Annotated in this window: 19 protein-coding genes and 1 tRNA gene; 11 read left to right on the top strand and 9 right to left on the bottom strand. The window is 75.1% G+C overall.

Going from position 1 to position 25,717, the window contains the following annotated elements; translation table 11 throughout:
- Positions 1–210: 210 nt before the first annotated feature.
- From ACPYN7_RS16000 to ACPYN7_RS15990, 3 genes are all read left to right on the top strand, one after another.
- On the top strand, positions 211–987 hold the full coding sequence (locus tag ACPYN7_RS16000) for a creatininase (protein WP_058873014.1): 777 nt from the start codon (positions 211–213) through the stop codon (positions 985–987).
- A gap of 7 nt (positions 988–994) precedes the next feature.
- Positions 995–2,743 carry a BCCT family transporter gene (locus ACPYN7_RS15995; RefSeq protein WP_424348295.1) on the top strand — a complete coding sequence of 583 codons (1,749 nt, stop codon included), beginning with the start codon at positions 995–997 and terminating at the stop codon, positions 2,741–2,743.
- A 157-nt stretch (positions 2,744–2,900) separates the two neighbouring features.
- Positions 2,901–3,731, top strand: a complete 831-nt coding sequence (locus ACPYN7_RS15990; RefSeq protein WP_424348294.1) for an IclR family transcriptional regulator — start codon at positions 2,901–2,903, stop codon at positions 3,729–3,731.
- Positions 3,732–3,743: 12 nt separating this feature from the next.
- Here the strand turns inward: ACPYN7_RS15990 and ACPYN7_RS15985 are convergent, their stop codons facing one another.
- Positions 3,744–4,937, bottom strand: coding sequence for an acyl-CoA dehydrogenase family protein (locus ACPYN7_RS15985; protein WP_424348293.1), 1,194 nt, complete (start codon positions 4,935–4,937; stop codon positions 3,744–3,746).
- Positions 4,934–5,608, bottom strand: a complete 675-nt coding sequence (locus tag ACPYN7_RS15980) for a TetR/AcrR family transcriptional regulator (protein WP_231738270.1) — start codon at positions 5,606–5,608, stop codon at positions 4,934–4,936. Before ACPYN7_RS15980 ends, ACPYN7_RS15985 begins: the two co-directional genes overlap by 4 nt.
- A 121-nt stretch (positions 5,609–5,729) precedes the next feature.
- Between ACPYN7_RS15980 and ACPYN7_RS15975 the strand changes: the two genes are divergently transcribed.
- The 7 genes from ACPYN7_RS15975 to ACPYN7_RS15945 all read left to right on the top strand — a co-directional run bounded on the left by ACPYN7_RS15975 (position 5,730) and on the right by ACPYN7_RS15945 (position 14,183).
- Positions 5,730–7,337 carry a carboxyl transferase domain-containing protein gene (locus ACPYN7_RS15975; protein WP_424348292.1) on the top strand — a complete coding sequence of 536 codons (1,608 nt, stop codon included), beginning with the start codon at positions 5,730–5,732 and terminating at the stop codon, positions 7,335–7,337.
- A complete protein-coding gene (locus ACPYN7_RS15970; protein ID WP_424348291.1) occupies positions 7,334–9,388 on the top strand; it encodes a biotin carboxylase N-terminal domain-containing protein in 2,055 nt (684 codons plus the stop codon). Before ACPYN7_RS15975 ends, ACPYN7_RS15970 begins: the two co-directional genes overlap by 4 nt.
- Positions 9,385–10,545 carry an acyl-CoA dehydrogenase family protein gene (locus ACPYN7_RS15965; protein WP_058873020.1) on the top strand — a complete coding sequence of 387 codons (1,161 nt, stop codon included), beginning with the start codon at positions 9,385–9,387 and terminating at the stop codon, positions 10,543–10,545. Before ACPYN7_RS15970 ends, ACPYN7_RS15965 begins: the two co-directional genes overlap by 4 nt.
- Before the next feature lie 10 nt (positions 10,546–10,555).
- Entirely contained in the window at positions 10,556–11,044 is a 489-nt protein-coding gene (locus tag ACPYN7_RS15960; RefSeq protein WP_058873021.1) for a MaoC family dehydratase, read from the top strand.
- A gap of 88 nt (positions 11,045–11,132) precedes the next feature.
- Positions 11,133–11,954 (top strand): HpcH/HpaI aldolase/citrate lyase family protein, encoded by an 822-nt coding sequence (locus tag ACPYN7_RS15955; RefSeq protein WP_058873022.1) that lies wholly within the window; start codon positions 11,133–11,135, stop codon positions 11,952–11,954.
- Between the two features lie 179 nt (positions 11,955–12,133).
- Complete coding sequence (locus ACPYN7_RS15950; RefSeq protein WP_424348290.1) at positions 12,134–12,958, top strand: electron transfer flavoprotein subunit beta/FixA family protein; 825 nt, start codon at positions 12,134–12,136, stop codon at positions 12,956–12,958.
- Between the two features lie 67 nt (positions 12,959–13,025).
- On the top strand, positions 13,026–14,183 hold the full coding sequence (locus ACPYN7_RS15945; RefSeq protein WP_424348289.1) for an electron transfer flavoprotein subunit alpha/FixB family protein: 1,158 nt from the start codon (positions 13,026–13,028) through the stop codon (positions 14,181–14,183).
- 120 nt (positions 14,184–14,303) lie between these two features.
- Here the strand turns inward: ACPYN7_RS15945 and selB are convergent, their stop codons facing one another.
- From selB to ACPYN7_RS15930, 3 genes are all read right to left on the bottom strand, one after another.
- Positions 14,304–16,100, bottom strand: coding sequence for a selenocysteine-specific translation elongation factor (gene selB, locus ACPYN7_RS15940; protein WP_424348288.1), 1,797 nt, complete (start codon positions 16,098–16,100; stop codon positions 14,304–14,306).
- Positions 16,097–17,443 carry an L-seryl-tRNA(Sec) selenium transferase gene (gene selA, locus ACPYN7_RS15935; RefSeq protein ID WP_424348287.1) on the bottom strand — a complete coding sequence of 449 codons (1,347 nt, stop codon included), beginning with the start codon at positions 17,441–17,443 and terminating at the stop codon, positions 16,097–16,099. Before selA ends, selB begins: the two co-directional genes overlap by 4 nt.
- A 44-nt stretch (positions 17,444–17,487) precedes the next feature.
- Positions 17,488–17,582, bottom strand: a tRNA-Sec gene (locus ACPYN7_RS15930).
- Between the two features lie 68 nt (positions 17,583–17,650).
- Here ACPYN7_RS15930 and selD point away from each other — a divergent pair.
- Positions 17,651–18,640, top strand: a complete 990-nt coding sequence (selD, locus tag ACPYN7_RS15925) for a selenide, water dikinase SelD (RefSeq protein WP_424348296.1) — start codon at positions 17,651–17,653, stop codon at positions 18,638–18,640.
- A gap of 27 nt (positions 18,641–18,667) precedes the next feature.
- Here selD and nrfD read toward each other — a convergent pair whose 3' ends face one another.
- From nrfD to ACPYN7_RS15905, 4 genes are all read right to left on the bottom strand, one after another.
- Entirely contained in the window at positions 18,668–19,759 is a 1,092-nt protein-coding gene (nrfD, locus tag ACPYN7_RS15920) for an NrfD/PsrC family molybdoenzyme membrane anchor subunit (RefSeq protein ID WP_058873026.1), read from the bottom strand.
- Entirely contained in the window at positions 19,756–20,766 is a 1,011-nt protein-coding gene (locus ACPYN7_RS15915; RefSeq protein WP_058873027.1) for a 4Fe-4S dicluster domain-containing protein, read from the bottom strand. The genes nrfD and ACPYN7_RS15915 overlap by 4 nt, the downstream gene beginning before the upstream one ends.
- Positions 20,767–24,138 carry a formate dehydrogenase gene (fdh, locus tag ACPYN7_RS15910; RefSeq protein ID WP_424348286.1) on the bottom strand — a complete coding sequence of 1,124 codons (3,372 nt, stop codon included), beginning with the start codon at positions 24,136–24,138 and terminating at the stop codon, positions 20,767–20,769. It abuts the gene before it with no gap.
- A gap of 124 nt (positions 24,139–24,262) precedes the next feature.
- Entirely contained in the window at positions 24,263–25,522 is a 1,260-nt protein-coding gene (locus ACPYN7_RS15905; RefSeq protein ID WP_424348285.1) for a heparan-alpha-glucosaminide N-acetyltransferase domain-containing protein, read from the bottom strand.
- Positions 25,523–25,717 lie beyond the last annotated feature (195 nt).

The following is a 25,717-nucleotide window of genomic DNA, read 5'->3' as shown; positions in this document are numbered from 1 at the left end:
GGGTCCCCCCCCCCCCCCCCCCCCCCCCCCCCCCCCCCCCCCCCCCCCCCCCCCCCCCCCCCCGCCCGGCCGGGGCGCGGGGGGGGCGCCGGGGCGCCCCCCCCCCCCCCCCCCCCCCCCCCCCCCGGCCGGGTGCGGCCGCCCGGACCCGGCCGGTCGCACCCGGCACCGCCGCCAGTCCCACGCACCCAGGCACACGGAAGGAACCCTGTGGCCAGCACCCGTTTCCTCGAAGACCTCGACGCGCACAGCTACGAGGACTACACGTCCACCGGCCAGGGGCTGGTGCTCATCCCGACCGGGGCCACGGAGCAGCACGGGCCCCACATGCCGCTGGGCGTGGACGCCATGCTCTCCCGTGCCATCTCCGCCGCCGCGGCGGAGGACCTCGACGCCCTGGTCGCGCCGGTCTTCGCCTACGGCTACAAGTCCCAGCCCCGCTCCGGCGGCGGCAACCACCGCACCGGCACCACCAGCCTCTCGGCGCAGGCCCTCATCGCGCAGACCAAGGACGTCGTGCTGGAGCTCTTCCGCCACGGCATCCGCCGGGTCGTGGTCGTCAACGGCCACTTCGAGAACTACCAGTTCCTCTACGAGGGCCTCGACCTCGCGGTGCGGGAGGCCCGGGCCGACGGCCTCGACGGCAGCCGGGCCATGCTGCTCTCGTACTGGGACTTCGTCGACGACGCCACCCTGGAGGCCGTCTTCCCGGACGGCTTCCTCGGCTGGGACATCGAGCACGGAGGAGTGCTCGAGACGTCCCTGATGCTCCACCTGCACCCCGAGAAGGTCGACATGTCACGGGCTCCCGACCATCCCCCCGCTGAACTGACCGCCTACGACGTGTTCCCCGAGGACCCGGCCCGGACCCCCGGCTCGGGATGCCTCTCCTCTCCGGCAGGCGCCACCGCAGAGCGGGGCGAGCTGCTGCTCTCCACCGTCCGTTCCGGGATCGTCCGGGCGGTCACCAGCGAGTTCGGGAAGTGAGATCCATATGAAGAAGTCAGACCCCTCGGCGACGGCCGCCACGGAACCCGTGACCGTGCCGCGGTTCCGCGGGCGGAACCTGCCCGCCCTGGACCGGGCCGTCATCACGGTCCTGCCGCCGCTGCTCATCATCGCCGTGCTGGTGGTGGTCACCCTGGACCCGGGCGGCGCCGCCGAGGCCATCGCCACGGCGCGCACGTTCGTCACCGGGAACTTCACGTGGTTGTTCATCCTCTACTCGCTGGTGGCGGTCGCCGTCTGCGTGTGGCTGGTCTTCAGCCGCATCGGCAAGGTGCGCCTCGGCGGCCCGGACGCCCGCCCGGAGCACGGCAAGTTCGCCTGGTACTCGATGCTCTTCGCCTGCGGGCAGGGCATCGGCCTGATCTTCTGGTCGGTCGCCGAACCGATCCTGCTCCGGGACGAGAACCCCGTGGTCCCCGCCGGGCAGGACGGCGCGGCCGAGGGCGCCATGGTGTGGTCCTACTTCCACTGGGGGTTCACGGCCTGGGCCATGTACTGCGTGGTGGCCGTGTGCCTCGCCTACTCCCACCACAACCTCGGCAAGACCCTCACCTTCCGCGAGGCCACGGTGGACATCCTGCCGAAGTGGTCGCAGCGCGGAGCCGGCGTGGTCGTGGAGCTGCTCGCCATCATCGCCACCGTCCTGGGCCTGGCCACGTCCTTCGGCTTCGCCGCCATGCAGTTCAGCTCGGGCCTCTCGTCCTTCACCGGGATCTCCCCGAGCTCGGGCGTCTGGCTGCTCGTGATCCTGGGCCTGGGCGGGCTCACCGCCGTCTCCGCGTTCTTCGGCATCAACAAGGGCATGAAGCGGATCAGTGAGCTCAACTCGGTGCTGAGCATCGTGCTGCTCGTGGCCGTGTTCGTCTTCGGCCCCACGATCTTCCTCATCTCCAACATCACCCAGACCTTCGGCTCCTTCTTCGCCAACTTCGCGGCGATGAGCTTCTGGACCGACGCCGGCACCGCCGGTCAGGGCATCTCGACCTGGCAGGACAGCTGGAACGGCTGGTGGACCGTGTTCATCTGGTGCTGGGTCATCGCCTTCAGCCCGTTCGTGGCCGGCTTCATCGCCCGCATCTCCCGCGGCCGGACCATCCGCGAGTTCGTCATCGGCGTCACCGTGGTGCCGTCGCTGATCGTGATGGTGTGGATCGGGGTGATCGGCTCCGCCGCCCTGCACTACGACGACGCGAGCGAGCGCGGGATCTCCGCGGCCGTCGCGGCCGACACCTCCAGCGGACTGTTCGTGATGCTCGAGTCCGTGCCGGTCATCGGCTCGCTGCTGCTCGTCGTCGCGACCGTCCTCGTCGCCACCTACTACGTCACCTCCCTGGACTCCGGCGCCCACGCCCTGGCCGAGTTCGTCTCCGCGCCCCGCCGGGCCGGTCCGGTCTTCCGCGTGGTGCTGGTCGCCAGCATCGCCGCCGTGGCGGTCACGCTGCTCACCCTCGGCGGCACCGCGGTGGTCGACACGGTCCAGACCGGCACCATCATCGGCGCCTTCCCCTTCTCCTTCGTCATCCTGTTGATGATCGCGAACCTGGTCCGCCGGCTGCTGACCCGCACCCCGGACACCGTGCGCCTGGAGCGGGAGGTCAACGACCCCGCGCCGGACCCGGACACCGGCGTCCCCGGCAGCGGCACGGTGGAGCGGACGGCGCCGGTGCCCCCGGCGCGGCGGCTCGGGGCGGGTCCCGCACGGGAACCGGTCCCGGAGGCGCTCGCACGGCCGTGACCACCGTGCCGGCCCTCGCCCCCTGACGGCGTCCACTCCGTCAGGGGGGCGAGGCCCGGCACAACGGGTCCGGGATGCGGGACCGTGGACCACGGTCCCGCATCCCGGACACACCACAGCGGCGGCACCGCCGCCGTGCAGGAGAATGAGAAGTCCTATGACTGAGTCACCCGCAAGTGCATCCTCGCGCGAAGCGCGCGCCGCGTCCGTCGTCTCCCACGCCCTGCACGTCCTGCGCTGCTTCTCCGCGGACGAGCCGACGCTCGGGGTGACCGAGATCGCCGCCCGAGTGGGCCTGCACAAGAGCACCGTCTCCCGGCTCCTGGTCACCCTCGAGCAGGAGGACGTGGTGGAGCGCGACCCGCAGACACGGCGCTACCGCCTCGGGCTCGGGCTCATCTCCGTGGCCGGGCCGCTGCTCGCGGAACTGGACGAGCGGCGGGTGGCATATCCCGTGCTGCTCGAGCTGACCGAGCAGACCGGCGAGACCAGCGCGCTGCTGGTCTGGAACGGCGACCAGGCGGTCTGCGTGGAGCAGATTCCCAGTCCGCGGCAGATCAAGCACACCACTCCGCTGGGCACCCGCTACAACACGGCCCTCAGCTCCTCGGTGCAGCTCTTCCTCGCGGAGCAGCCCCCGGAGCGGGCCCGGGCGCTGCTCCTGTCCGGCATGCTCGAGCTCCCCGACCCCACCGAGGCGAGCATCGACGTCTACCTCGAGGCCCTGCGCCAGGTCGCCGACGACGGGGTGGCCGTCAACTACGGCAGGACCTCCCTGGACGAGGTCGGTGTCGCCGCCCCCGTCCGTGACCACCGGGACCAGGTGGTCGCCGCCGTCATGATCGCCGCTCCGCGCTACCGGGTCACGCCCGAGCAGGCCGAGCTGCTCGCGGCCGCGGCCGTGGCGGCGGCCCGGGAGGTGTCCCTGCGTCTCGGCGCCTCCCCGGTTTCCCGCCGGGCCGGGCGGGCGCCCCTGGAGGCGCGCTGACCCGGTACCTCCTCAGGCCCCGGCGGCCAGGTCCCGGCCGATCGTCTCCCGCAGGATCTCGCTGGTGCCCCCGAAGATCGTCAGCAGCCGGGAGGCGAGATACGCCTGCGCCACCGGGTAGTCGAGGATGTAGCCGTACCCGCCGTGCAGCTGGAGGCACCGGTCCGTGACGGACTTCGCCCGCTCCCCGGCCCAGTACTTGGCCTTGGACGCGCCGACCACGTCGAGCGCCCCCGCGTTGAACGCGTGCACCGCCCGCCGCACGTAGGCCTCGGTGACCTCCACCTCGACCGTCAGCTCCGCGAGCTCGAACCGGGTGTGCTGGAAGTCGAGCACCCGGGTGCCGAAGGCCGTGCGCTCGCCGGTGTACCGGAGCGTGCTCTCCAGGGTGGAGCGGGCCACGGCGCTCGCGGCCACGGCCACCGCCAGCCGCCCCTGGGGCAGCGCCTGCCGGATCTGCCGCAGCCCGCCGCCCTCGGTCCCCACCAGGTTCGCGGCGGGGACCCGGACGTCCTCGAAGAACAGCTCGACGGTGTCGGAGGCCCTGACCCCCATCTTGTCGAGCTGCCGGCCGGTCTCGTAGCCGGGGGAGTCCGCCTTGTGCACCAGGAACAGGCTGAAGCCGTCCTCCCCGGCCCGGCCGGTCCCGCCGTCCGTGCGCGCCAGGACCAGGGCGGCGTCCCCGCTCATCCCGTTGCCGATGAACGTCTTCTGGCCGGTGAGCACCCACTCCTCGCCGTCGCGCACGGCCCGGGTGCGCACCCCGCGCAGGTCGGAGCCCGCGCCCGGCTCGGTCCAGGCCACGGAGGTGACGAGCTCCCCCGTGAGCATCCGCGGCAGCCACCGCTGCTTCTGCTCGCCGGTGCCGTGGGCGAGCAGGTGGGGCAGCACCCAGTCGTCGTGCAGGTGCAGGGCCAGGGCCACGCCGAGGGCGCTCTGCCGGACCAGCTCCTCGTCGAGCACGGCGCGGAACCGGTAGTCGGTCAGGCCCATGCCCCCGAACTCCTCGGGCACCGCGAGGCCCAGCAGCCCCGCCTCGCCGGCGGCCGTCCACAGGCTGCGGGGCATCAGGTGCTGGGCGTCCCACTCGGCGTAGTGCGGAGCCACCTCGCGAGCCGTGAACGCACGGGCCACCTCGCGGAACTCCTCGTGCTCCTCCGCGTAGAACGGCTCGGGGAGCGGCTGGGCGGCCGGGGACTCGGTCACGGAGTGCCTCCTGGGGCGGTGGGGGCCGGCGCGAACGCGGTGCGCAGCGCGGCCCAGGTCATCTCCTCGAGGGCGGCCCGGGCGGTGTCGAGCCGCTCCGCCTCCGGCGGGGTGCGCAGCCGGTGCGCCGTCCGCAGGGAGTGGGGAGTCGAGTTGATGAGCCCGAAGGCGGCCTGGGCGCGCAGGGTGAGCTCCGCGACGTCGCGCGCGGGGGCCAGGTCCTGCAGGGCGTCCACCCACAGCGTCACGTAGCCGCGCTGCAGGGCCCGGACCGTGTGGCGGTCCTCCTCGGTGAGGTTCGGCAGCTCCCGGTCCTGCACCACGATCACGGCGGGCCGGTGCAGCGCGAACTCCACCTGGAAGGAGATCAGCGCCCGCAGCCGCCGGGCCGGATCGGGGGAGCGGGCCACGACCTCGCGACCCCGGTCCAGCAGGTCGTGGCTGACCTCGAGCAGGACCGCGCCGAGGACCGCCTGCTTGCTGGGGAAGTGCCGGTAGACCGCGGGGCCGCTGACCCCTGCGGCCGCGCCGATGTCGTCGATCGAGACGCCGGCGAAGCCCCGCTCGGCGAACAGCGCGGCGGCGGCGGTGAGCAGGTCCTCGCGCCGCTGGGCCTTCGCCCGTCCGCGCACGGTGGTGGGCGGACGGGGGGTGTGCTCGGTCTGCGTCACGGGTCCTGCTCTCGGTCGCGGATTCCTGGACATCCTAGTGAGTCGCCACTAACCTGAACTCCAAGTTAGTCGATATTAACCGAAATGGCACCCCAGGCCGCCGCCCGGACGGAGGGAACCGATGCGCGTGCTGAGCACCGAGGTCGATCCGGGCGGCGCGGAGTTCGCCGCCAACACGGCCGCCCAGCAGGAGCTGGTCGAGGAGCTGGCGCGGCGCCTCGATCGGGCGGCCCGGGGCGGCCCGGAGGCCTCCCGGCAGCGGCACGTGGGGCGCGGCAAGCTGCTGCCGCGCGAGCGGGTGGACCACCTCCTGGACACCGGCAGCCCGTTCCTGGAGATCGGTGCCCTCGCCGCGGAGGGGATGTACGACGACGAGTGCCCCGGGGCCGGCCTGATCGCCGGGATCGGCCTGGTCCACGGCCGGCAAGTGATGGTCGTGTGCAACGACGCCACGGTCAAGGGCGGCACCTACTACCCCATGACGGTCAAGAAGCACCTGCGCGCCCAGGAGATCGCCCTCGACAACCGGCTGCCCTGCGTCTACCTCGTCGACTCGGGCGGGGCGTACCTGCCCCTGCAGGACGAGGTCTTCCCGGACCGGGAGCACTTCGGGCGGATCTTCTACCACCAGGCCAACCTCTCCGCGGCCGGGATCCCGCAGCTCGCGGCCGTGCTCGGCTCCTGCACCGCGGGCGGGGCCTACGTCCCGGCGATGAGCGACGAGACGGTGATCGTGCGCGAGCAGGGCACCATCTTCCTGGGCGGGCCGCCGCTGGTGAAGGCCGCCACCGGGGAGGAGGTCACCGCCGAGGAGCTCGGCGGCGGGGACCTGCACGCCCGCACGTCCGGGGTGGTCGACCACCTCGCGGAGAACGACGTGCACGCCCTCGGGATCCTCCGGGACATCGTGGCGACCCTCCCGCCACCGGGTCCCCGCGCCTGGCCGGTGCTCGATCCGGTGCCCCCGGCCGTGGCCGAGGACGAGCTCGCCGGGGCCGTGCCGGTGGACCCCAACTCCGGCTACGACGTGCACGAGGTCATCGGCCGGCTCGTGGACGGCAGCCGCTTCGCCGAGTTCAAGGCGGAGTACGGCACCACGCTGGTCACCGGCTTCGCCCACGTGCACGGCCACCCCGTGGGGATCGTGGCCAACAACGGGGTGCTCTTCGGGGAGTCGGCGCTGAAGGGCGCGCACTTCGTGGAGCTGTGCGACCAGCGGGGGATCCCGCTGCTGTTCCTGCAGAACATCACCGGCTTCATGGTGGGCCGCGACTACGAGGCCGGCGGCATCGCCAAGCACGGCGCCAAGATGGTCACCGCCGTGGCCACCACCCGGGTGCCGAAGCTCACCGTGGTGATCGGCGGCTCCTTCGGAGCCGGCAACTACTCGATGTGCGGGCGGGCGTACTCCCCGCGCTTCCTGTTCCTCTGGCCCCAGGCGAGGATCTCGGTGATGGGCGGGACCCAGGCCGCCTCGGTGCTGGCCACCGTGAAGGCCGACCAGCTGGCGGCCCGCGGGCAGGAGTGGGACCCGGCCGAGCGCGAGGCGTTCATGGCGCCCATCCGGGCCCGGTACGAGGCCCAGGGCAGCCCCTGGTACTCCACCGCCCGGCTGTGGGACGACGGCGTGATCGCCCCCGCCGACACCCGGGAGGTGCTCGGGCTGGCCCTCGAGGTCTGCTCCCGGGTCCCGCTGCCCGAGCCCGCCCTCGGCCTCTTCAGGATGTGAGCCCCGTGACTGCCGGCACGCCCCCCGCCCGCTTCGACGTCGTCCTCGTGGCCAACCGCGGCGAGATCGCCCGCCGGGTCCTCCGCACGCTCAGGGCGCTGGGCATCCGCTCGGTCGCCGTCTACAGCGAGGCCGACCGGGACGCGGTGCACGTGCGCGAGGCCGACGTGGCCGTGTGCGTGGGCCCCGCCGCCCCGGCGCAGAGCTATCTGCGCATCGACGCCGTGCTCGGGGCCGCGCGGGCCACCGGCGCGCAGGCCATCCACCCCGGCTACGGGTTCCTGTCCGAGAACGCCGCCTTCGCCCGGGCGTGCGCCGCCGCCGGGATCGTGTTCATCGGCCCCGGCACCGAGGCGCTCGAGACCATGGGCGACAAGATCCGCGCCAAGCAGCACGTCGCGGCCGCCGGGGTGCCCGTCGTCGCCGGGGTCTCGGAGGCCGGGCTCGACGACGACGCCCTGGTCGCCGCGGCCGCCGGGATGGACTATCCCGTCCTGATCAAGCCCTCGGCCGGCGGCGGCGGCAAGGGCATGCACGTGGCCCGCACCCCTGCCGAGCTGCCGGAGGCCCTGGCCACGGCCCGGCGGGTGGCCGCGGCCGCCTTCGGGGACGACACCCTCCTGCTGGAGCAGCTGATCGAGTCGCCCCGGCACATCGAGGTGCAGGTCCTCGCCGACGCCCACGGCGCCGTGGTGCACCTGGGGGAGCGGGAGTGCTCCCTGCAGCGGCGGCACCAGAAGATCATCGAGGAGGCGCCCTCGCCGCTGCTGGACCCCGCCACCCGGGAACGGATCGGGGAGGCCGCCTGCACGGTGGCCCGCTCCGTCGGCTACACCGGTGCGGGCACCGTGGAGTTCCTGGTGCCGGCCGCGCAGCCCGAGACCTTCTTCTTCATGGAGATGAACACCCGCCTGCAGGTGGAGCACCCCGTCACCGAGCTGGTCACCGGCGTGGACCTCGTGGCCCAGCAGCTCCGCGTCGCCGCGGGAGAGCCGCTGGGCCTGGCGCAGGAGGACGTCGTGCTCACCGGCCACGCGGTCGAGGCCCGGCTCTACGCGGAGGACCCCGCGCGCGGCTTCCTGCCCACCGCCGGGACCGTGCTGGCGCTGGAGGAGGCCTCCGGCCCCGGGATCAGGGTGGACTCCTCGCTGGCGCCGGGTCTGCGGGTGGGCCCGGACTACGACCCGATGCTCGCCAAGGTCGTCGCGTGGGGCGCCGACCGGGCCCAGGCCCTCGACCGGCTGGACCTGGCCCTGGCCCGCACCGTGGTGCTCGGGGTCGGCACCAACACCGAGTACCTGCGCGCCCTGCTCGCCGATCCCGGCGTGCGCGCCGGGGACGTGGACACCACCCTCGTCGAGCGGCGCCTGCCCGAGCTGGAGTTCACGGCCCCCGACGAGACGCACCTCGCCGCCGCGGCCGCGTTCCTCGCCCGGCACCACCCCGCCGATCCGCGCCCCGCCGGAGACCTGAGCCCCTGGTCCCGCCCGGACGGCTGGCGGGCCACCGGGCGCGCCCGGCCCGCGGTGGTGCTGGCCCACGGGCTCGAGGAGCCCCGCCGGACCGTCGTGGACCCCGCCGTGCGCCTGAGCCCGCTGCCGGGCCGTCCGGCCGCGCACCTGCTCGAGGCCGGCGGCACGTCGCGGGTGGTCCACCTCGCCGCGGCCCCCGACGGGCTCAGCGTCTGGGTGGGCGAGGACGGCTTCGCCGTGCAGCTCGACGTCCTGTCCCGCGAGGCCCTGCTCGAGCGGGCGCTGGCCGCCCTGGAGCGCACGGCCGGGCCCGCCGCCCCGGAGCTGCACTCGCCCATGCCCGGCACCGTGGTCGCCGTGCCCGCGGCCACGGGGGAGCGGGTCGCCGAGGGCCGGACCGTGGTGGTGGTCGAGGCCATGAAGATGGAGCACCGGCTGACCGCGCCCACCGCCGGCACCGTCGAGGTCCTGGTCCGGCCGGGCGAGCAGGTGCGGCTGCACCAGCTGCTCGCCCGCGTGGTCCCCGACGCCCGTCAGCCGACCGAGCCCCTTCCGACCGACCAGGAGCAGAGCACATGAACTTCGAGCTCGACGAGGAGTACCAGGACCTCTCCGACACCGTCCGCGACTTCGCCGACGAGGTGATCGCCCCCGTCTCCGCGCGGTACGACGCGGCCCACGAGTTCCCCTACGACATCGTGGCGCAGATGGGGGAGATGGGCCTGTTCGGCCTGCCCTTCCCCGAGGAGTACGGAGGGATGGGCGGGGACAGTTTCGCCCTGTGCCTGGCGCTGGAGCAGATCGCCCGGGTCGACCAGTCCGTGGCCATCACCCTCGAGGCCGGGGTGTCGCTGGGCGCCATGCCGATCTTCCGCTTCGGCACCGAGGTGCAGAAGCAGCAGTGGCTCCCCGACCTCGCCGCGGGCCGGGCGCTCGCCGGGTTCGGTCTCACCGAGCCCGAGGCCGGCTCGGACGCCGGAGGCACCCGCACCACCGCGAAGCGCCAGGACGGGCAGTGGGTGCTCAACGGGGCCAAGGAGTTCATCACCAACTCCGGCACGGACATCACCCGCCTCGTGAACGTCACCGCGGTCACCAGCACCACGGAGCTGCCGGACGGGCGGGTCCGGAAGGACATCTCCACGATCATCGTCCCCACGGACACCCCCGGCTTCCGCGCCGAGAAGGCCTACGACAAGGTCGGCTGGAACGCCTCGGACACCCACCCGCTGTCCCTCCAGGACGTCCGGGTCCCCGAGGAGAACCTGCTGGGGGAGGAGGGCCGGGGCTACGCCAACTTCCTGTCCGTCCTGGACGAGGGCCGCATCGCCATCGCCGCCCTCGCCACGGGCGCGGCCCAGGGCTGCGTCGAGGAGTCCGTGCGCTATGCGCAGGAGCGGCAGTCCTTCGGGCGCCCCATCGGGGCGAACCAGGCCGTGTCCTTCAAGATCGCCCGCATGCAGGCCCGCGCGCACACCGCACGGCTGGCCTACTACGACGCCGCGTCCCGGATGCTCGCCGGCCGGCCGTTCAAGACGCAGGCCGCGATCGCCAAGCTCGTGGCCGGGGAGGCCGCGATGGACAACGCCCGGGACGCCACCCAGGTCTTCGGCGGCTACGGGTTCATCAACGAGTCCCGGGTGGCCCGCCACTACCGGGACGCCAAGATCCTCGAGGTCGGCGAGGGCACCACCGAGGTGCAGCTCATGCTCATCGCCCGCGAGCTGGGACTGTGAGGAGGCTGCCGTGACCGGGGAGCGCAAGGTGGTCCGCCAGCGCGGGCTGTGGTTCGAGGAGTTCGCGGTCGGCACGGTCTACGAGCACGCCCCGGGCCGGACCGTGACCGAGGCGGACAACGTGCTGTTCACGACCCTCACCATGAACACCCAGTCCCTGCACCTGGACGCCGCGTGGTCCGAGCGCCAGCCCTTCGGCCGGCGGCTCGTGAACTCCATGTTCACCCTCTCGACCCTCGTGGGGGCGTCCGTGGCCCAGCTGACCCAGGGCACCATCGTGGCGAACCTCGGCTTCGAGGAGGTCGCCTTCCCGCACCCGCTCTTCCACGGGGACACCCTGTACTCGTCCTCCGAGGTCCTCGGCGCGCGGGCCTCCTCCTCCCGGCCCGGGCAGGGAATCGTCCGGCTCCAGCACGTGGGCCGCAACCAGGACGGCGCCGTGGTCGCCCGGTGCACCCGCTCGGTGCTCGTGTGGTCCCGCGACGCCGCCCCGCAGTGACCGCCCGCCGCAACTCCCACGGCGATCCCCGCAACGACCCCGCCCGCAACGACCCCGCCCGCAGCGAGACCCCGGCGAAGGAGTCCCGATGACCGACCCGTTCCTCCTCGGACCGGCCCTGCTGTTCTGCCCGGCCGACCGCCCCGAGCGCTACGCCAAGGCGGCCCAGCGCGCCGACGCCGTGATCCTCGACCTCGAGGACGCCGTGGCGCCGTCCGCCAGGCCCGCCGCCCGGGACGCCCTCGTGGCCACGCCCCTGGACCCGGCCCGCACGATCGTGCGGATCAACGCCGAGGACACCGAGGACTTCGCCCACGACCTCGTCGCCCTCCGGCACACCGGGTACACCACCGTGATGCTGCCCAAGACGGCCTCCGCCGAACGGCTCGCCGTCGCCGCGGAACTGGGCCTGTACCGCGTGGTCGCCCTGTGCGAGACCGCCGAGGGCGTGGTCAACGCGGCCGAGATCGCCCGGTCCCCCAACGTGGTCGCCCTGATGTGGGGCGCCGAGGACCTCGTCGCCTCGCTCGGCGGCAGCTCGTCCCGGCGCGCGAACGGCACCTACCGGGACGTGGCCCGCCACGCCCGCTCCGCCGTCCTGCTCGCGGCCGGCGCCGCCGGCCGGCCGGCGATCGACGCGGTGCACCTCGACATCGCCGACCTCGACGGGCTGCGCGAGGAGGCCCTCGACGCCGTGGCCTCCGGCTTCACGGCCACCGCCTGCATCCACCCGGGGCAGGTCGAGACCGTCCGCGCCGCCTACCGGCCCGACGCCGCGGAGGTCGAGGCCGCCCGCGAGCTGCTCGACGCCGCCCGCCGCACCCCCGGGGTCTTCACGTTCCGCGGGCGGATGGTCGACGAGCCCCTGATCCGCCACGCCGAGCGCCTCGTGCGCCGCGCGGACGCCTGACGCTCCCGTGCCGTCCGGGCCCGAGCCGCCGGCCCCACCCGTCCGGCCCGGACCCGTCGAGTCCTGTCCCGTCCCGTCGAGCCCTGTTCCGTTCCGTCCCGTTCCGTTCCGTCCCGTTCCGTCCCGTTCCGTCCCGTTCTGTCCCGTTCTGTCCCGTCCCGTTCCGTCCGGAGGAGATCATGAGCCAGCCCCTGACGATCGTCGTCCCCGTCAAGCACGTCCCCGACGCCGCGGGCGACCGCGTCCTCGCCGGAAGCCCGCCCCTGCTCGATCGCTCGTCCGGGATCCTCTCCGAGCTCGACGAGTACGCGCTCGAGGCCGCACTGCAGATCGTGGGGATGCACGGCGGTCCGGGAGCCGGGCACCGCGTGCTCGCCCTGACCATGGGCCCGGCGGGCGCGACGGACGCGCTCAAGCGCGCCCTCCAGCTGGGCGCCGACGCCGGGTTCCACGTGCTCGACGACGCCCTCGCCGGCTCCGACGCGTGGGTCACCGCCCGCGTGCTCGCCGCCGCGGTCGAACGGATCGCCCGGGCCGAGGACCGCGCCGTGGACCTGGTGCTCACCGGCATGGCCGCCACCGACGGCGAGACGTCCCTGGTCCCGGGCCAGCTCGCCGAACGGCTCGGCCTCGCCCACGTCGGCTTCGCGAGCTCCCTGGCGGTGGCCGAGGACGCCGCCTCGCTGACGGCCGTGCGGCACACGGAGACCGAGGCCCTGCAGGTCGTCGCGGACCTCCCGGCCCTCGTGGCCGTGACCGACCAGGCCAACACCCCGCGCTACCCCAACTTCAAGGCGATCATGGCGGCCAAGAAGAAGCCCGTGCAGACGTGGTCGGCCGCCGACCTCGGCCTGGACGCGGACGCCGTGGGGCTCGCGGGCTCGCTCACCGAGGTGCTCGACGCCGTGCCCCGCCCGCCCCGCGCGCACGGCGAGGTCGTGGTCGACGAGGGCGAGGGCGGCGTCCGCCTCGCCGAGTTCCTCGTGGCCCGGCAGCTCGTCTGAGCGCCCGGCCGCACCGCGCCGGACCCGCAACGCACGCGCCCGCCCGCCGGGCAGGAGGAGGACCACCATGACCACGACCACCACGACCACCGGCGAGGCCGCCGCCCTGGTGGTGCTGGCCGGCACGGACCGGCTGCGCCGCGCCGACCGGGAGCTGCTCGTGCTCGCGGGCACCCTGGGGCAGACGCACGTCGTCGTGCCGGCCGCGCCCGGCGACGCCCTGCTCGACGCGCTCGCCGCCCACGCGGTGCACACCGTGCACGCCCCGGAGGGCGGGCCCGGCGACCGGCTCAGCACGCCCGCGGTCGCGCTTGCGGAGGCCGCCGCCCGGGCGACCGGGGCCCGGGTGCTGCTGCTCGCCGGCACCCCCGAGGCCAAGGACGTCGCCGCACGCCTGGGCGTGCGGCTCGAGGCCGGGGTCGTCACCGACGTCGTGGCCCTCGACGCCGACCTCGTCGCCACCAAGTCCGTGCTCGCCGGGGGCTGGACCACCCGGTGCCGGGCCACGAGCCCCGTGCTGATCGCGACCGTCCGCCCGAACTCGGTCGAGCTCCCGGCGGAACCCCCGGCGGAGAACCTGGGGGAGGTCCCAGCGGGGAACCCGGCGAAGGTCCCGGGGGAGGCCCCGGTGGAGAACCTGGCGGAGGTCCCGGGGGAGGTCCCGGGGGAGGACCCGGCGGAGGACGGCGCGGACGCTCCCGGCGGTCCTCCCGCGGCGGCCCCGGGCACCGGACCCGCCGCGGGGCAGCCCGGAGCGCGGCGCCCGCGGGTGCGCACGCACGCGCTCGAGGACACCGTGCCGGCGGCCCGGGTCGTGGGCCGGACCGAGCTGCCCGTCTCCGGGCGGCCCGCCCTGGGCGAGGCCCGCGTGGTCGTGGCCGGCGGCCGCGGCACGGGCGGGGACTTCGGTCCGCTCGAGGAGCTCGCGGACGCCCTCGGCGGGGCGGTCGGCGCCTCCCGCGCGGCGGTGGACGCCGGGTGGATCGGCCCCGAGGCGCAGGTGGGCCAGACCGGGCGCACCGTCTCCCCGCAGCTCTACGTCTCCTGCGGGATCTCCGGGGCCGTCCAGCAGCGCGCGGGCATGCAGACGGCGAGGACGATCGTGGCGGTGAACAAGGACGAGCAGGCCCCGGTCTTCGAGATCGCCGACCTCGGCATCGTGGGCGACCTCCGGACGGTGCTGCCCCAGGCCGTCGAGCACCTCCGGAGGCTGCGCGGGGAGTAGCGCGGGAGGCCGACCACCGGGGGACGCACCACCGGCCGGGGACCCGGGCGCCGGCGGGGACGCCGCCACCGGCGGGGGCCCGGGCGCCGGCGGGAACCGCTTCCTGCGGGGACCTCCCGGTCAGCGGGCCACCGTGCGGTGGCCGGCGTCCAGCCGCCGGGTCCAGCCGCGGGCGTCGAGGTGCTCGAGCAGCGGGATCGCGACGCGCCGGGTGGTGCCGAGCGCCTGGCGCGCCTGGCTGGTGGTGAAGGGCTGCGGCAGGCCGGTGAGCTCGCGCATCGCCAGCGCGGGGGCGGTGGGGAGCAGTACGACACCGTCCCCCAGGCGGAGCAGCCGGCCGGTGCGCTCGGCCGCGGCCAGCTCACGGGCGCCGAGCCGCAGCGCCGTCAGGTCGTCGGCCTCCGGGCTGCGGAAGGGCTCGGCCGCGAGCCGCCGCTCCAGCTCGAGCACCGCGGTCTCGTGGGCGCCGAGGCCCCCGCGGTGGTGCGGGGAGCGGATGTGCCCGGCGTCCTGCTCCAGGCCGGCGCCGCGGACCACGGGATCGACCAGCGCGGCGTCCGGCAGCGCGAGCAGGTCGCGGGCGGCGCCCCGCGAGAGCCCCGTGGCCAGGGGGTCCCGGGCGTGCAGCTCGTCCACCGCGGTGCGCAGCCGCCGGGTCCAGGACTCGAGCAGGGGGGCGTGCACCCACCAGTCACCGAGCACGCGCACGTCCCCGGGCGGGGCGGCGTCCGGGGCGGGCAGCAGCCCGAGGCGGTGCAGGTGCTGGGCCCGCACCGCGCCGCGGCGGGCCACCTCCCCGAGGACGTCCCCGCGGACGTCCGTGCGGGCGAGCCGGGCGGCCCGGCGCGCCCGGTCCCCGCGCCGCCGCAGCGCGGGGGGATCGGCGTCGAGGACCAGGGCGCCGCCGAGCACCGCGCGGCTGCCGGGGTCGCGGAGCACCAGGCGGTCCCCGAGGACCAGGGGCAGAGCCCGGTCGAGGACCAGCCGGGCGTGGTCGGCGTCGAACGGGCTCAGCCGGGCGGGCACCGCCGCGGTGCCGGCGTGGACCACGAGGTGCTCGGCCGTGGCCGTGAGAGCGGGCCCCGTGCTGCGGCGGACGTCGAGGACACCGGTGAGCGGCCACGTCCCCGGGGTGACCAGGGCGTCGCCGCGGTGCACGTCCTCGGCCGAGACCCCCCGCAGGTTCAGCGCCACGCGGGTGCACGGCTCCAGCGCCGTGTGCGGCTCGTTCCGGCTGTGCAGGCTCCGGACCACCGCCGGCCGGGCCCCGCCGGCGCCGAGCAGCTCCAGCCGGTCGCCCTGCCGGAGCGTGCCCGCCGTCAGCGTGCCGGTCACCACCGTGCCGGAACCGGTGATGGTGAAGGACCGGTCCACCCAGAGCCGCAGCCGCCCCTCGTCGGGTGCGGGCGCCGCCGCCAGGACGTCGTCGAGGGCGGCGCGCAGCTCGGCCAGGCCCGTGCCCTCGAGCGCCGAGACGGTGACCACGGGCGCGTCGCGCAGACCGGTCCTGGCCAGCTCCGCGCGCACCTGGGCGAGCACCTCGCCGATCCGCCCGGGCGCCCGGTCGGCGCGGGTGAGCACCACCACGCCGTGCTCGATGCCCAGGGCCGCGACGGCGTCGCGGTGGTCGCCGGACTGGGCCTGCCAGCCCTCGTCGGCCGCGACCACGAAGCAGACGACGGGAGCCGGCCCGAGCCCGGCGAGCATGTTGCCGAGGAAGCGCTCGTGGCCCGGCACGTCCACGAAGGCCACGTCGCGTCCGGACGGCAGCGTGGTCCAGGCGTAGCCCAGGTCGATGGTCAGCCCCCGGCGGCGCTCCTCCTCCCACCGGTCGGGCTCCATGCCGGTGAGGGCCCGCACCAGGGTGCTCTTGCCGTGGTCGACGTGCCCGGCCGTGGCGACGACGTGCGTGCTCACCGGGTCCGCCCGGCGACGTCGTCCGCCCGGTCCGCCACGCCCGGCGCGGCCAGGGCGGCCTGCACCGCCGCGCGCAGACGGTCGTCGTCGGACTCGGGCACGCAGCGCAGGTCGAGCAGGCACGCGCCGTCGTGCACCCGGGGCAGGACGGCGGGGCGGCCGGTGCGCAGCAGGGGGGCCGCCGCCTCGGGCAGCCGCACCGCCCACCCCGGCAGCGGCACGCCGGGCGCACCGCCGCCGCCGACCCGGCCGTCGTGGGCGACCACCGGGGCGCCGACGGCCGCGGCGAGCCGTTCGGCGCGCTCGCGGAGCCGCTCCGGGTCCGCGTGCAGCGCGCGCACGACCGGGACGGGCCCGCCGGCGAGCGTGGCCTCCAGCGCGGCGAGCGCGAGCTTGTCGGCACGGACGGCGCGGGCGAGGGGGTGGGCGGTCATCCGGGCGACGACGTCCGAGCCGCCGAGCACCAGCCCGGCCTGCGGACCGCCGAGCAGCTTGTCGCCGCTGGCGATGACGATGTCGGCCCCGCCCTCGAGGGCGGTGGCGGCGTCGGGCTCGCCCGGCAGCTGCGGGTCGGGGGTCAGCAGCCCGCTGCCGAGGTCGGCCACGAGGGGCACGCCGTGGGTCCGGGCCAGGGTCCGCAGCTCGTGGACCTCGACGGCCGCGGTGAACCCCTCCAGCCGGAAGTTGCTCGGATGCACCTTGAGCAGGCACCCGGTCTCCGGGCCGATCGCCTCGGCGTAGTCGCGCAGGTGGGTCCGGTTGGTCGTGCCGACCTCGCGCAGCCGGGCGCCGGTCGACTCGATCAGCTCCGGCAGCCGGAACCCGGCCCCGATCTCGACGAGCTCGCCGCGGCTGATCACCACCTCGCGGCCGGCGGCCAGGGCCGTGGTGGCCAGCACGAGGGCGGCCGCGCCGTTGTTGACCACCAGCGCGTCCTCGGCGGGCGGGCAGGCGGCGAGCAGGGCCGCCCGGGCCGCGGTGCCGCGGCGGGAGCGGGTGCCGGTGCCCAGGTCGAGCTCCACGTCGACGTACCCGGCGGCCGTGCGCAGCGCCTCGACCGCGGCCGCGGACAGCGGGGCGCGGCCCAGGTTGGTGTGCACGACCACGCCGGTGGCGTTGAGCACCGGCGTCAGGGTCGACGCGGAGCGGGTCCCCAGCGCGGCGAGCACCGCCGGCTCGACGTCCTCGGGGGCGAGCTCACCGCGCCGCGCCCGGTCCTGGGTCTCGCGCACCAGGGCGCGGAGCACGCCCTCGCTCAGCCGGTCGCGGGCGTCGCGGACGGGCGGCAGGGCCATGAGCTGGTCGGTGCGCGGGATCAGCCGGCGCGGGTCGTCCAGGGCCACGGGTCCTCCTCGTCGCGCGCGGCGCGGATGAGCGGTGCAGAGGTTGGCGGAGGCGGACGGGAATCGAACCCGCCAGGCCGAGATGCTCGGCCTCACCGGTTTTGAAGACCGGGGGGCCCACCAGGACCCGGACGCCTCCGCCGTCCAACCTAGCACCGCCACCAGTAGGCTGACGGCATGGAACAGACCCGGACGTCGACCCCACCCCTGTCCGCCGCCGGAGCGGTCCGGCTGACCGGCTTCGCCCACGGCGGCGGGTGCGCGTGCAAGATCCCTCCCGGCGAGCTCGAGGACGCGGTCCGGGGCCTGACCGGGCAGCCGGGGGCCGGCGTGCTGGTCGGACTCGACGACGGGGACGACGCCGCGGCCGTCCTGGTGCGCGAGGACCTCGCGGTGCTGTCCACCGCCGACTTCTTCACCCCGGTCGTCGACGACGCCTACGACTGGGGCCGGATCGCCGCCGCGAACGCGCTGTCGGACGTCTACGCCATGGGCGGGCGCCCGGTGATGGCGATCAACCTGGTCGGCTGGCCGCGGGAGAAGCTGCCGATGGAGCTGCTGACCGAGGTGCTCCGCGGCGGGCTGGCCGTCGCGTCCGAGGCGGGGTGTCCCGTGATCGGGGGGCACTCCATCGACGACCCGGAGCCCAAGTACGGCATGGCCGTGACCGGCGTGGCCGACCCGGACCGGCTGCTGCGCAACGACGCCGCCGCGCCGGGGCTGCCCCTGACCCTCACCAAGCCGATCGGCGTGGGGCTGCTCAACAACCGGCACAAGGCCACCGGCGAGGTGTTCGCCGAGGCGGTCGCCACGATGACCCGGCTGAACCGGGACGCGGCCGAGGCGGCGCTCGCGGCCGGGGCCCGGGCGGCCACGGACGTCACGGGCTTCGGCCTGCTCGGGCACCTGCACAAGATGTGCCGTGCCTCCGGCGTCGGCGCGGTGCTGGACCGGGCGGCCGTGCCCCTCGTCGAGGGGGCCGAGGAGGCGCTGCGGGACGGCTACGTCTCGGGGGGGACCCGCCGCAACCTCGACTGGGTGCGCCCCCACCTGCGCTCCGCCGCGGGCGTCGACGAGGACGACCTGCTGCTGCTGGCCGATGCGCAGACCTCCGGCGGGCTGCTCGTCGTCGGCGAGGTGCCCGGATACCCGGTGGTGGGCCACACCGTGGCGGGCTCCGGCATCGAGGTGCGCTGAGCGCCGTCGCGGGACGGCGCCGAGAACTCAGCCGACGGTGGTGATCGAGTCGTCGGTGACCCCGGCGGCCCGCCGCGCCGCCAGCCGCGCCTTCTGCGGCTCGATCGTGTAGCGCGGGTCCACGGCGGAGTGCAGACCGGCCTCCATCACGCCGAACCGGGTCAGCGCCGAGGAGGCCAGCAGCGCCAGCCCCGAGAGCGCGGCGACGGCCCGGTGCCGCCCGCCCAGCAGCGTGCCGAGACCGCCGGCGACCGCGAGCCGCTCGCTCCAGGCGAGCATCGTCCCCGCCTGACCGTGGTGCAGCGGCTCGGCGGCCACGGGGTCCATCCGGCGCTCCATGAGCTTCGTGGCGACCAGCTCGCCCGCCACCCCCAGCACCGCCAGCCGCCGGGCGGGGCCGGCCTCGCCCACGGACGTGGTGACCATCGCCAGACCGCCCGCGGCGAGGCTCGCCGAGCTCACGAAGACGAACGCCAGGTCCTCGCGGGCGGCGTTCCAGGTGGGCGTCGCCGTGTCGGAGAGCAGGGCCGCGGTGTAGGCGGCGAGCGGACCGGCGAGGACCGCGGCCTCCACACCGGCGGGCCCCTCCACGGCGCGCAGCACCGGGCGCAGCGGGCCCAGCGGGAGCCGGTCCCCGGTCATCCGGTCGACCTCGGAGGCGACCGCGGTCCCCATGCCGGCCCCGAACGCGCTGAGGATCCACGTGCCCATGCTCATCGGCGAGGTCGGTTTGAACGTGCGCAGCATGTGCAGGAACCGCTCGGGCCGGCCGAGGTCCGCGACGAGGGCCGCGCCGCCCAGACCGAGCGCGGTCACCGAGCCCAGCCGGGCGTTGCGCCGCAGCTCGTCCCGGCCGGTCAGCTGACCGCCGAGCGCGAGCAGCGCCGAGCCGCCGGCCACGCCGCCGAGGAACAGGTATGCAGCGACCTCGTGGCCCCAGGGCGCCGGCTTGACCACCGGGCGGCCGTAGTAGGAGCCGAACTCCGGCTCCGGGACCATCGGCATCTCCCGGGAGCCGTCGCCGCCGGCCTGGCCGGCGCCCCGCCGGCGCGCTCCGTCCCGCCGCCGGCGGCGCGGCGGCTCGGGCGGACGGTAGCTGTCGAACTCGGACAGGCTCACGAGCGGCCTCCCGCGAAGGCCAGGGCGGCGGCGGCGAGCATGCCCGCCGCGGCCAGGCCGGCCCGTTGGTACATCCGGGGCAGGTCCGCGGTGGGCACCCGCGGGTCCGGGGGCAGCCCGTAGACCTCCGGCTCGTCGAGCAGCAGGAACACCGAGCCGGTGCCGCCGACGCCGTCCAGCTCGTTGGCGCCGTAGAGCCGGGCCTCGGTGCGGCCCTCGGCGTGCAGCTCGGCGACCCGGTGCCGGGCCTGCTCGACCATGTCGTCGTGCTCGCCGTACTTGATGGAGGTCGTCGGGCACGTCTGCGCGCACGCCGGCGTCTGGTCGTCCACCATCCGGTCGTAGCACAGGGTGCACTTCTGGGCGACGCCCACGTTCTTCACCTCGGGCTTGCCGGGCTTGCCGGGCTTGCCCGGCTGCCCGTCCCGCTCCGTGCGGGGTGCGGCCGTGCCGTCGGTGCGCCGCTCGATCACGCCGAACGGGCAGCCGGCCACGCACGTGCCGCAGCCGTTGCACACGTCGTCCTGGACCACCACGGTGCCGTGCTCGGTGCGGAACAGCGCCCCGGTGGGGCACACGTCGAGGCACCCGGCGTGCGTGCAGTGCTTGCAGACGTCGGAGGACATCAGCCAGCGGAACTCCGGGGTGTCGGGCGGGGTCGTGTCCCCCGAGGGCTGCGGGCGCGCCTCGGGCGGGCCGACGCGCGGCATGCCCAGGCTCACGAGCTTGCGCCCGGACTCGCGGGCCTCCTCGATGCGCTCGCTGTCCTGCTCCACGAACGCCACGTGCCGCCAGGTGCTGGCCCCCAGGGAGCCGGTGTTGTCGTAGGAGGACTCGAGCAGCTCGAGCTCCCCGTCCTGCGGGTTCTGGTTCCACTCCTTGCACGCCACCTCGCAGGCCTTGCAGCCGATGCAGATCGAGGTGTCCGTGAAGAAGCCCTTCCGCGCGTGCTGGTGCTCCCAGTGCGCGTCGGCCGTGGGGTCGGTCGGTCCGGCCAGCTGGCCCATCTAGGTCTCCCTCGTCGGGTCGGTGGTCGTGTCAGTGGTCTCGCCGGCGGCCGGGTCCGGGCTCGGCTCGCCGCTCCGGCCGGGGTCCGGGATCCCGCCGGGCCGGTCGATCCGGGTGTTGCCGGTCGCCACCGTGGCGCCGGCGCGCTCCTGGTACTCCGCGACCAGGTCAAGCAGCTCGGCGCCCCGCGGCCGGCGGCCCGGGCGGATGTGGCACGAGCCCACCTTGGAGTCCTGGATCTGCACGTTGGGCTCGAGCGTGAGGCCCAGCAGGTCGTTGGCGGAGTCGCCGCTGACCACGGCGTCGTCGCCCACCCCCCAGTGGTACGGGAGCCCGATCTGGTGCACGGTGTGCCCGCGCACCGTCAGCGGGGTCATCCGCTCGGTGACCAGCACCCGCGCCTCGATCGCCGCCCGGGGGGAGACGATCGTGGCCCAGCCGTAGGGCTCCAGCCCGCACTCGGCGGCGAGCTCGGGGGAGACCTCGCAGAACATCTCGGGCTGCAGCTCGGAGAGGTACGGCAGCCAGCGGCTCATGCCGCCGGCCGTGTGGTGCTCGGTGAGCCGGTACGTGGTGAACACGTACGGATACACGTCCGCCCCCGGGGTCCCGGCGCTCGGGGCGCTGAGGTTGTCCTGGCGCGCGAACAGCACCCGGGAGGGATTGCGCTGCTGCGAGTACAGGGCGTTGGCGACCGGCGACTCCTGCGGCTCGTAGTGCGTGGGCAGCGGCCCGTCCACCACGCCCTTGGGCGCGTACAGCCACCCCTTGCCGTCGCTCTGCATGATGAAGGGGTCGTCACCGGCCAGCGCGGCCGCCCCTCCGGCGTCGGGCTCGGGGCGGGTGCCCGGGGCGAGGTGGAGCGGGAAGTCGGGAACGTCGTCCCCGACCCACCGGTTCTGCTCCTCGTCCCACCAGACGTACTTCTTGCGCTCGCTCCACGGCCGGCCCTCGGGGTCGGCCGAGGCCCGGTTGTAGAGGATCCGGCGGTTGGCGGGCCAGGCCCAGCCCCAGTCGGGGGCGGCGGGACCCTGCTCCCGGCCCGGGGTGCGGGCGGCCGCACGGTTGACGCCGTCGGCGTAGACCCCGGAGTAGATCCAGCAGCCGCCGGAGGTCGAGCCGTCCGCGCGCATCTCGGTGTACGAGGACAGCGGCCGGCCGGCGTCCGGGCCGGTGAGGTGCCGGCCGTTGATCTCGGCGAGCACCGCCTCGGGGTCCGGCTCGCCGTGCTCGTCCACGGGGTAGTCCCAGGTGAGGTCGAGCAGCGGGCGGTCGCGCTCGTCCTCGGAACCGGCCAGCCGCTCCCGGATCCGCCGGCCCAGCTCGAAGAAGAACTGCAGCTCGCTGCGGCACTCGCCCGGCGGGGCCACGGCCTGGTGGCGCCACTGCAGCAGCCGCTGGGTCTGGGTGAAGGTGCCCGACTTCTCCACGTGCGTGGCCGCGGGCAGGAAGAAGACCTCGGTCTCGATGTCCTCGGTGCGCAGCTCGCCCGAGGCGATCTCCGGACCGTCCTTCCACCAGGTCGCCGACTCGATGAGGTTGAGGTCGCGCACCACCAGCCACTTCAGGTGGGACATGGCCATGCGCTGCATCCGGCCGTTGGAGGACCCCACCGCGGGGTTCTGGCCGAGCAGGAAGTAGCCCTCCACCTCGTCGTCGAGCATGCTCGTCAGCGTCTGGAACGTGCCGTGGGCCCCGGTGAGGCGCGGGAGGTAGTCGTAGGCCCAGTCGTTGTCGGCGGTGGCGGCGTCCCCCCACCAGGCCTTGAGCAGGCTCGTCGTGTAGGCGTCGGCCTCGGCCCAGTAGCCCTTCTGCTGCTTCGACGCGATCGCGTCCAGGTAGTCCTCGAACGTGTCGTGCGTGCCGGCCACCGGCATCGGCAGGTAGCCGGGCAGCAGGTTGAACAGCGTGGGGATGTCGGTCGAGCCCTGGATGCTGGCGTGCCCGCGCAGGGCCATGATCCCCCCGCCCGGGCGTCCCATGTTGCCCAGCAGCAGCTGCAGGATCGCGGCGGTGCGGATGTACTGCGCGCCCAGGCTGTGCTGGGTCCAGCCGACGGCGTAGGCGAAGCAGGTGGTCCGCTCGCGCCCCGAGTTCTCGGTGACGGAGCGCGCCAGGTACGCGAAGTCCTCGGGGGAGATCCCGCACACCTCCTGCACCATCTCGGGGGTGTAGCGCGCGTAGTGCCGCCGGAGGATCTGGAACACCGTGCGCGGGTGCTGCAGGGTCTCGTCGCGCTCCACGCGGGCGTTCTCCATCGGGGCGCCGCCGCTGCCGAACTGCTGGCCGGCGGCCTCGGGCACGGACTCGGCACCGTGCTCGGGGTCCCCCTCGGGGCCCTGCACCCGGTCGTCGCCGCGCTCCTCGTAGGCCCACGTGGACATGTCGTACTGGCCGGTCTCCGGGTCGAATCCGGAGAACAGCCCGTCGAGGTCCTCGGCGTCCCGGTAGTCCTCGTCCACGATCGTGGCCGCGTTGGTGTAGGCGCGGACGTACTCCTCGAACCACAGGTCATGGCCGAGCACGTGGTTGATCAGCGCCCCGAGCAGGACGATGTCCGAACCGGCCCGGATCGGGACGTGGCGGTCGGCGACCGCCGAGGTGCGGGTGAAGCGCGGGTCGACGTGGATGACCCGGGCGCCACGGGCCTTGGCCTCCGTCACCCACTGGTAGCCCACGGGGTGGCACTCGGCCATGTTGGAGCCCTGGATGACGATGCAGTCGGCGTTGGCCATGTCCTGCAGGGACTGCGTCGCGCCACCGCGACCGAACGAGGCTCCCAGACTGGGAACCGTCGAGGAGTGTCAAATACGGGCCTGGTTCTCGATCTGGATCGCCCCGGCGGCGGTGAAGAGCTTCTTGATGAGGTAGTTCTCCTCGTTGTCCAGCGTCGCGCCGCCCAGGGAGGCGAAGCCCATGGTGCGGCGCAGCGGACGGCCCTGCTCGTCGGCGTCCTGCCATCCGTTGCGGCGGGCCTCGAGGACCCGGTCCGCCACCATCCCGACGGCGGTGTCGAGGTCCAGCCGCTGCCACTCGGTGGCCCGGGGCGCGCGGTAGAGCACCTCGGTCTGGCGGCCGGGCGCGTTGACGAGCTGCTCGCTGGCCGAGCCCTTGGGGCACAGCCGGCCGCGGGAGATCGGCGAGTCGGGGTCGCCCTCGATCTGGACGACCTTCTCGTCCTTGACGTAGACCCGCTGGCCGCAGCCGACCGCGCAGTACGGGCAGACGCTCTGCACGACCCGGTCGGCGGTGCTCGTGCGGGGAGCCGTCGTCCGGGTGCGCTCCGAGGTCACGGCCGGGCCGCGACCGAGCAGGTCGCCCGAGCGGATCTGACGGAGGACCGGCCACTCCAGTGGGCTGAATCGTGCCATGGCGAGAGCATAGCCCGCCGCGCGGCGATGTGTCAGGGGCCACACCGGCCGGTCGTGCCCGCGCGGCGTTTTCGGTGCACCGGACCGGCCGGACGCGCGGCGGTCCCGGCCCCGCCCGGCCGCTCTAGGCCGGCTCGGAACTCCGGGCCCGGGAGGGGCCCGCCGTCCGGTCGGAGGCGCCGAGCACCAGCCGGCGGGTGCCGCGCACGGCGGCCGCGATCCCCCGTTCGAGGGGACCCTGGCCGAGCGTTCTCTGCCACAGCACGGCGAAGGCCGCGGCCGCGGCCACGTGCACCGCGAACCAGAGCAGGCGGTCGTCGTCGTGGACCGCCGTGGCCAGTGCGAGCAGGTGGGCCGAGTACAGGGTCAGGGTGCGCCCGCCCATGGCGGCCAGCACCGTCCACAGCCGGTTCGGGCGGGCGAGGAGCAGGAAGAGCCCCAGCACGGCCAGGCCGGTGCCCAGGTCCATGAGCAGCGTCACCGGGGTGTTGCTGTGCGGGCCGGGGGTGAGCAGCCACCACCAGGTGGAGGTGGGCAGGTCGGGGCTCGGCCCCCAGACGATGATCTCGTCGATCTGGTCCTCGCTCAGCCACGGGGTGTGCTGCATCAGCCGGTCGTAGCCGCCGGTCTGCAGGACCAGCACCCAGTAGACGAACCACGCGCCGAGCGCGAGGACCGCACCGGTCACGGCGATCCGGACCCGCACCACGACCTCGTGCAGGTCCGTCCGGCCGAGGAGCAGGCCGGCGCAGAGGTAGGTCAGGTACGGCACGGCCGGATAGGTCCCGGTCAGCAGCACCTGGGCCAGGGCGGCGCCGGGATCCGCGAGCACGCTGTCGAGAGTGGGGTTGGCGACCTCGGGCCGGGGCAGGGCGGGCCCCAGCACGTGCACCAGCACGGGGCCCAGGACCGCGGCGCCCGCGGCGGCGGCGGCCAGGGCGCGGCGCCGCAGGCCCAGCAGGGGAACGGCGAGCAGGAAGAACGCGCCGTAGTAGACCAGGATGCCCAGCGCGGGCGCCGGGGACGGCATGACCTGGTTGATCGCCAGTCCGACGGACGTGATGAGCAGCGCCCGGACCACCAGTCCGGCGCGGGTGGCGGTGAGGGCGCGGCCGCGGTGCGGTGTGCGCCCGCCCGAGGAGAACGCCAGGCTCAGCCCGGCCAGCAGCGCGAACAACGCCGCGGCGCGCCCGCCGAACAGGCTCCACTGCAGGGTGGGCTCGAAGGTCTCGGGGTCGTGGACGGGCAGGACGTGGACCGCGATCATGCCGATCAGCGCCAGGCCGCGGGCGGCGTCCACGGCGATGAGGCGGGGCCTGCGGGCGGGCGCCGCACCGCTCGTGCGGGCCGCGCCGGGGGCGGGGGCTTCGGTCGTTCGGCTCAAGGGGGGTCTCCGGGGGGCGGGGGAGCGCACGGGGGCGTGACCGCTGCCGGCGGGGACCGGCGGGTCGTGCACGAGGGCGTGCGCGGGGGGTGTGCGCAGGGGGCGCGTGGACGGGGCGGCTCGCGGGGCTCCGGGCGGCCGGGCGGGGCGCCCGGCCGGTCCCTGGGGCAGGAACGGCGCGGACGTCGGTGCCCC

It is taken from the genome of Kocuria sp. CH-021 (genome assembly GCF_049716185.1).
Classification (GTDB): domain Bacteria; phylum Actinomycetota; class Actinomycetes; order Actinomycetales; family Micrococcaceae; genus Kocuria; species Kocuria cellulosilytica.
This window is presented reverse-complemented; position numbering and strand designations above follow the sequence as displayed.

Coding starts and splice junctions, on each gene's coding strand:
- ACPYN7_RS15915 (WP_058873027.1), bottom strand. CDS start 20,766: ATGGGCCAGCTGGCCGGACCGACCGACCCCACGGCCGACGCGCACTGG.
- ACPYN7_RS15995 (WP_424348295.1), top strand. CDS start 995: ATGAAGAAGTCAGACCCCTCGGCGACGGCCGCCACGGAACCCGTGACC.
- ACPYN7_RS15990 (WP_424348294.1), top strand. CDS start 2,901: ATGACTGAGTCACCCGCAAGTGCATCCTCGCGCGAAGCGCGCGCCGCG.
- ACPYN7_RS15955 (WP_058873022.1), top strand. CDS start 11,133: ATGACCGACCCGTTCCTCCTCGGACCGGCCCTGCTGTTCTGCCCGGCC.
- ACPYN7_RS15945 (WP_424348289.1), top strand. CDS start 13,026: ATGACCACGACCACCACGACCACCGGCGAGGCCGCCGCCCTGGTGGTG.
- ACPYN7_RS15965 (WP_058873020.1), top strand. CDS start 9,385: ATGAACTTCGAGCTCGACGAGGAGTACCAGGACCTCTCCGACACCGTC.
- ACPYN7_RS15950 (WP_424348290.1), top strand. CDS start 12,134: ATGAGCCAGCCCCTGACGATCGTCGTCCCCGTCAAGCACGTCCCCGAC.
- ACPYN7_RS15975 (WP_424348292.1), top strand. CDS start 5,730: ATGCGCGTGCTGAGCACCGAGGTCGATCCGGGCGGCGCGGAGTTCGCC.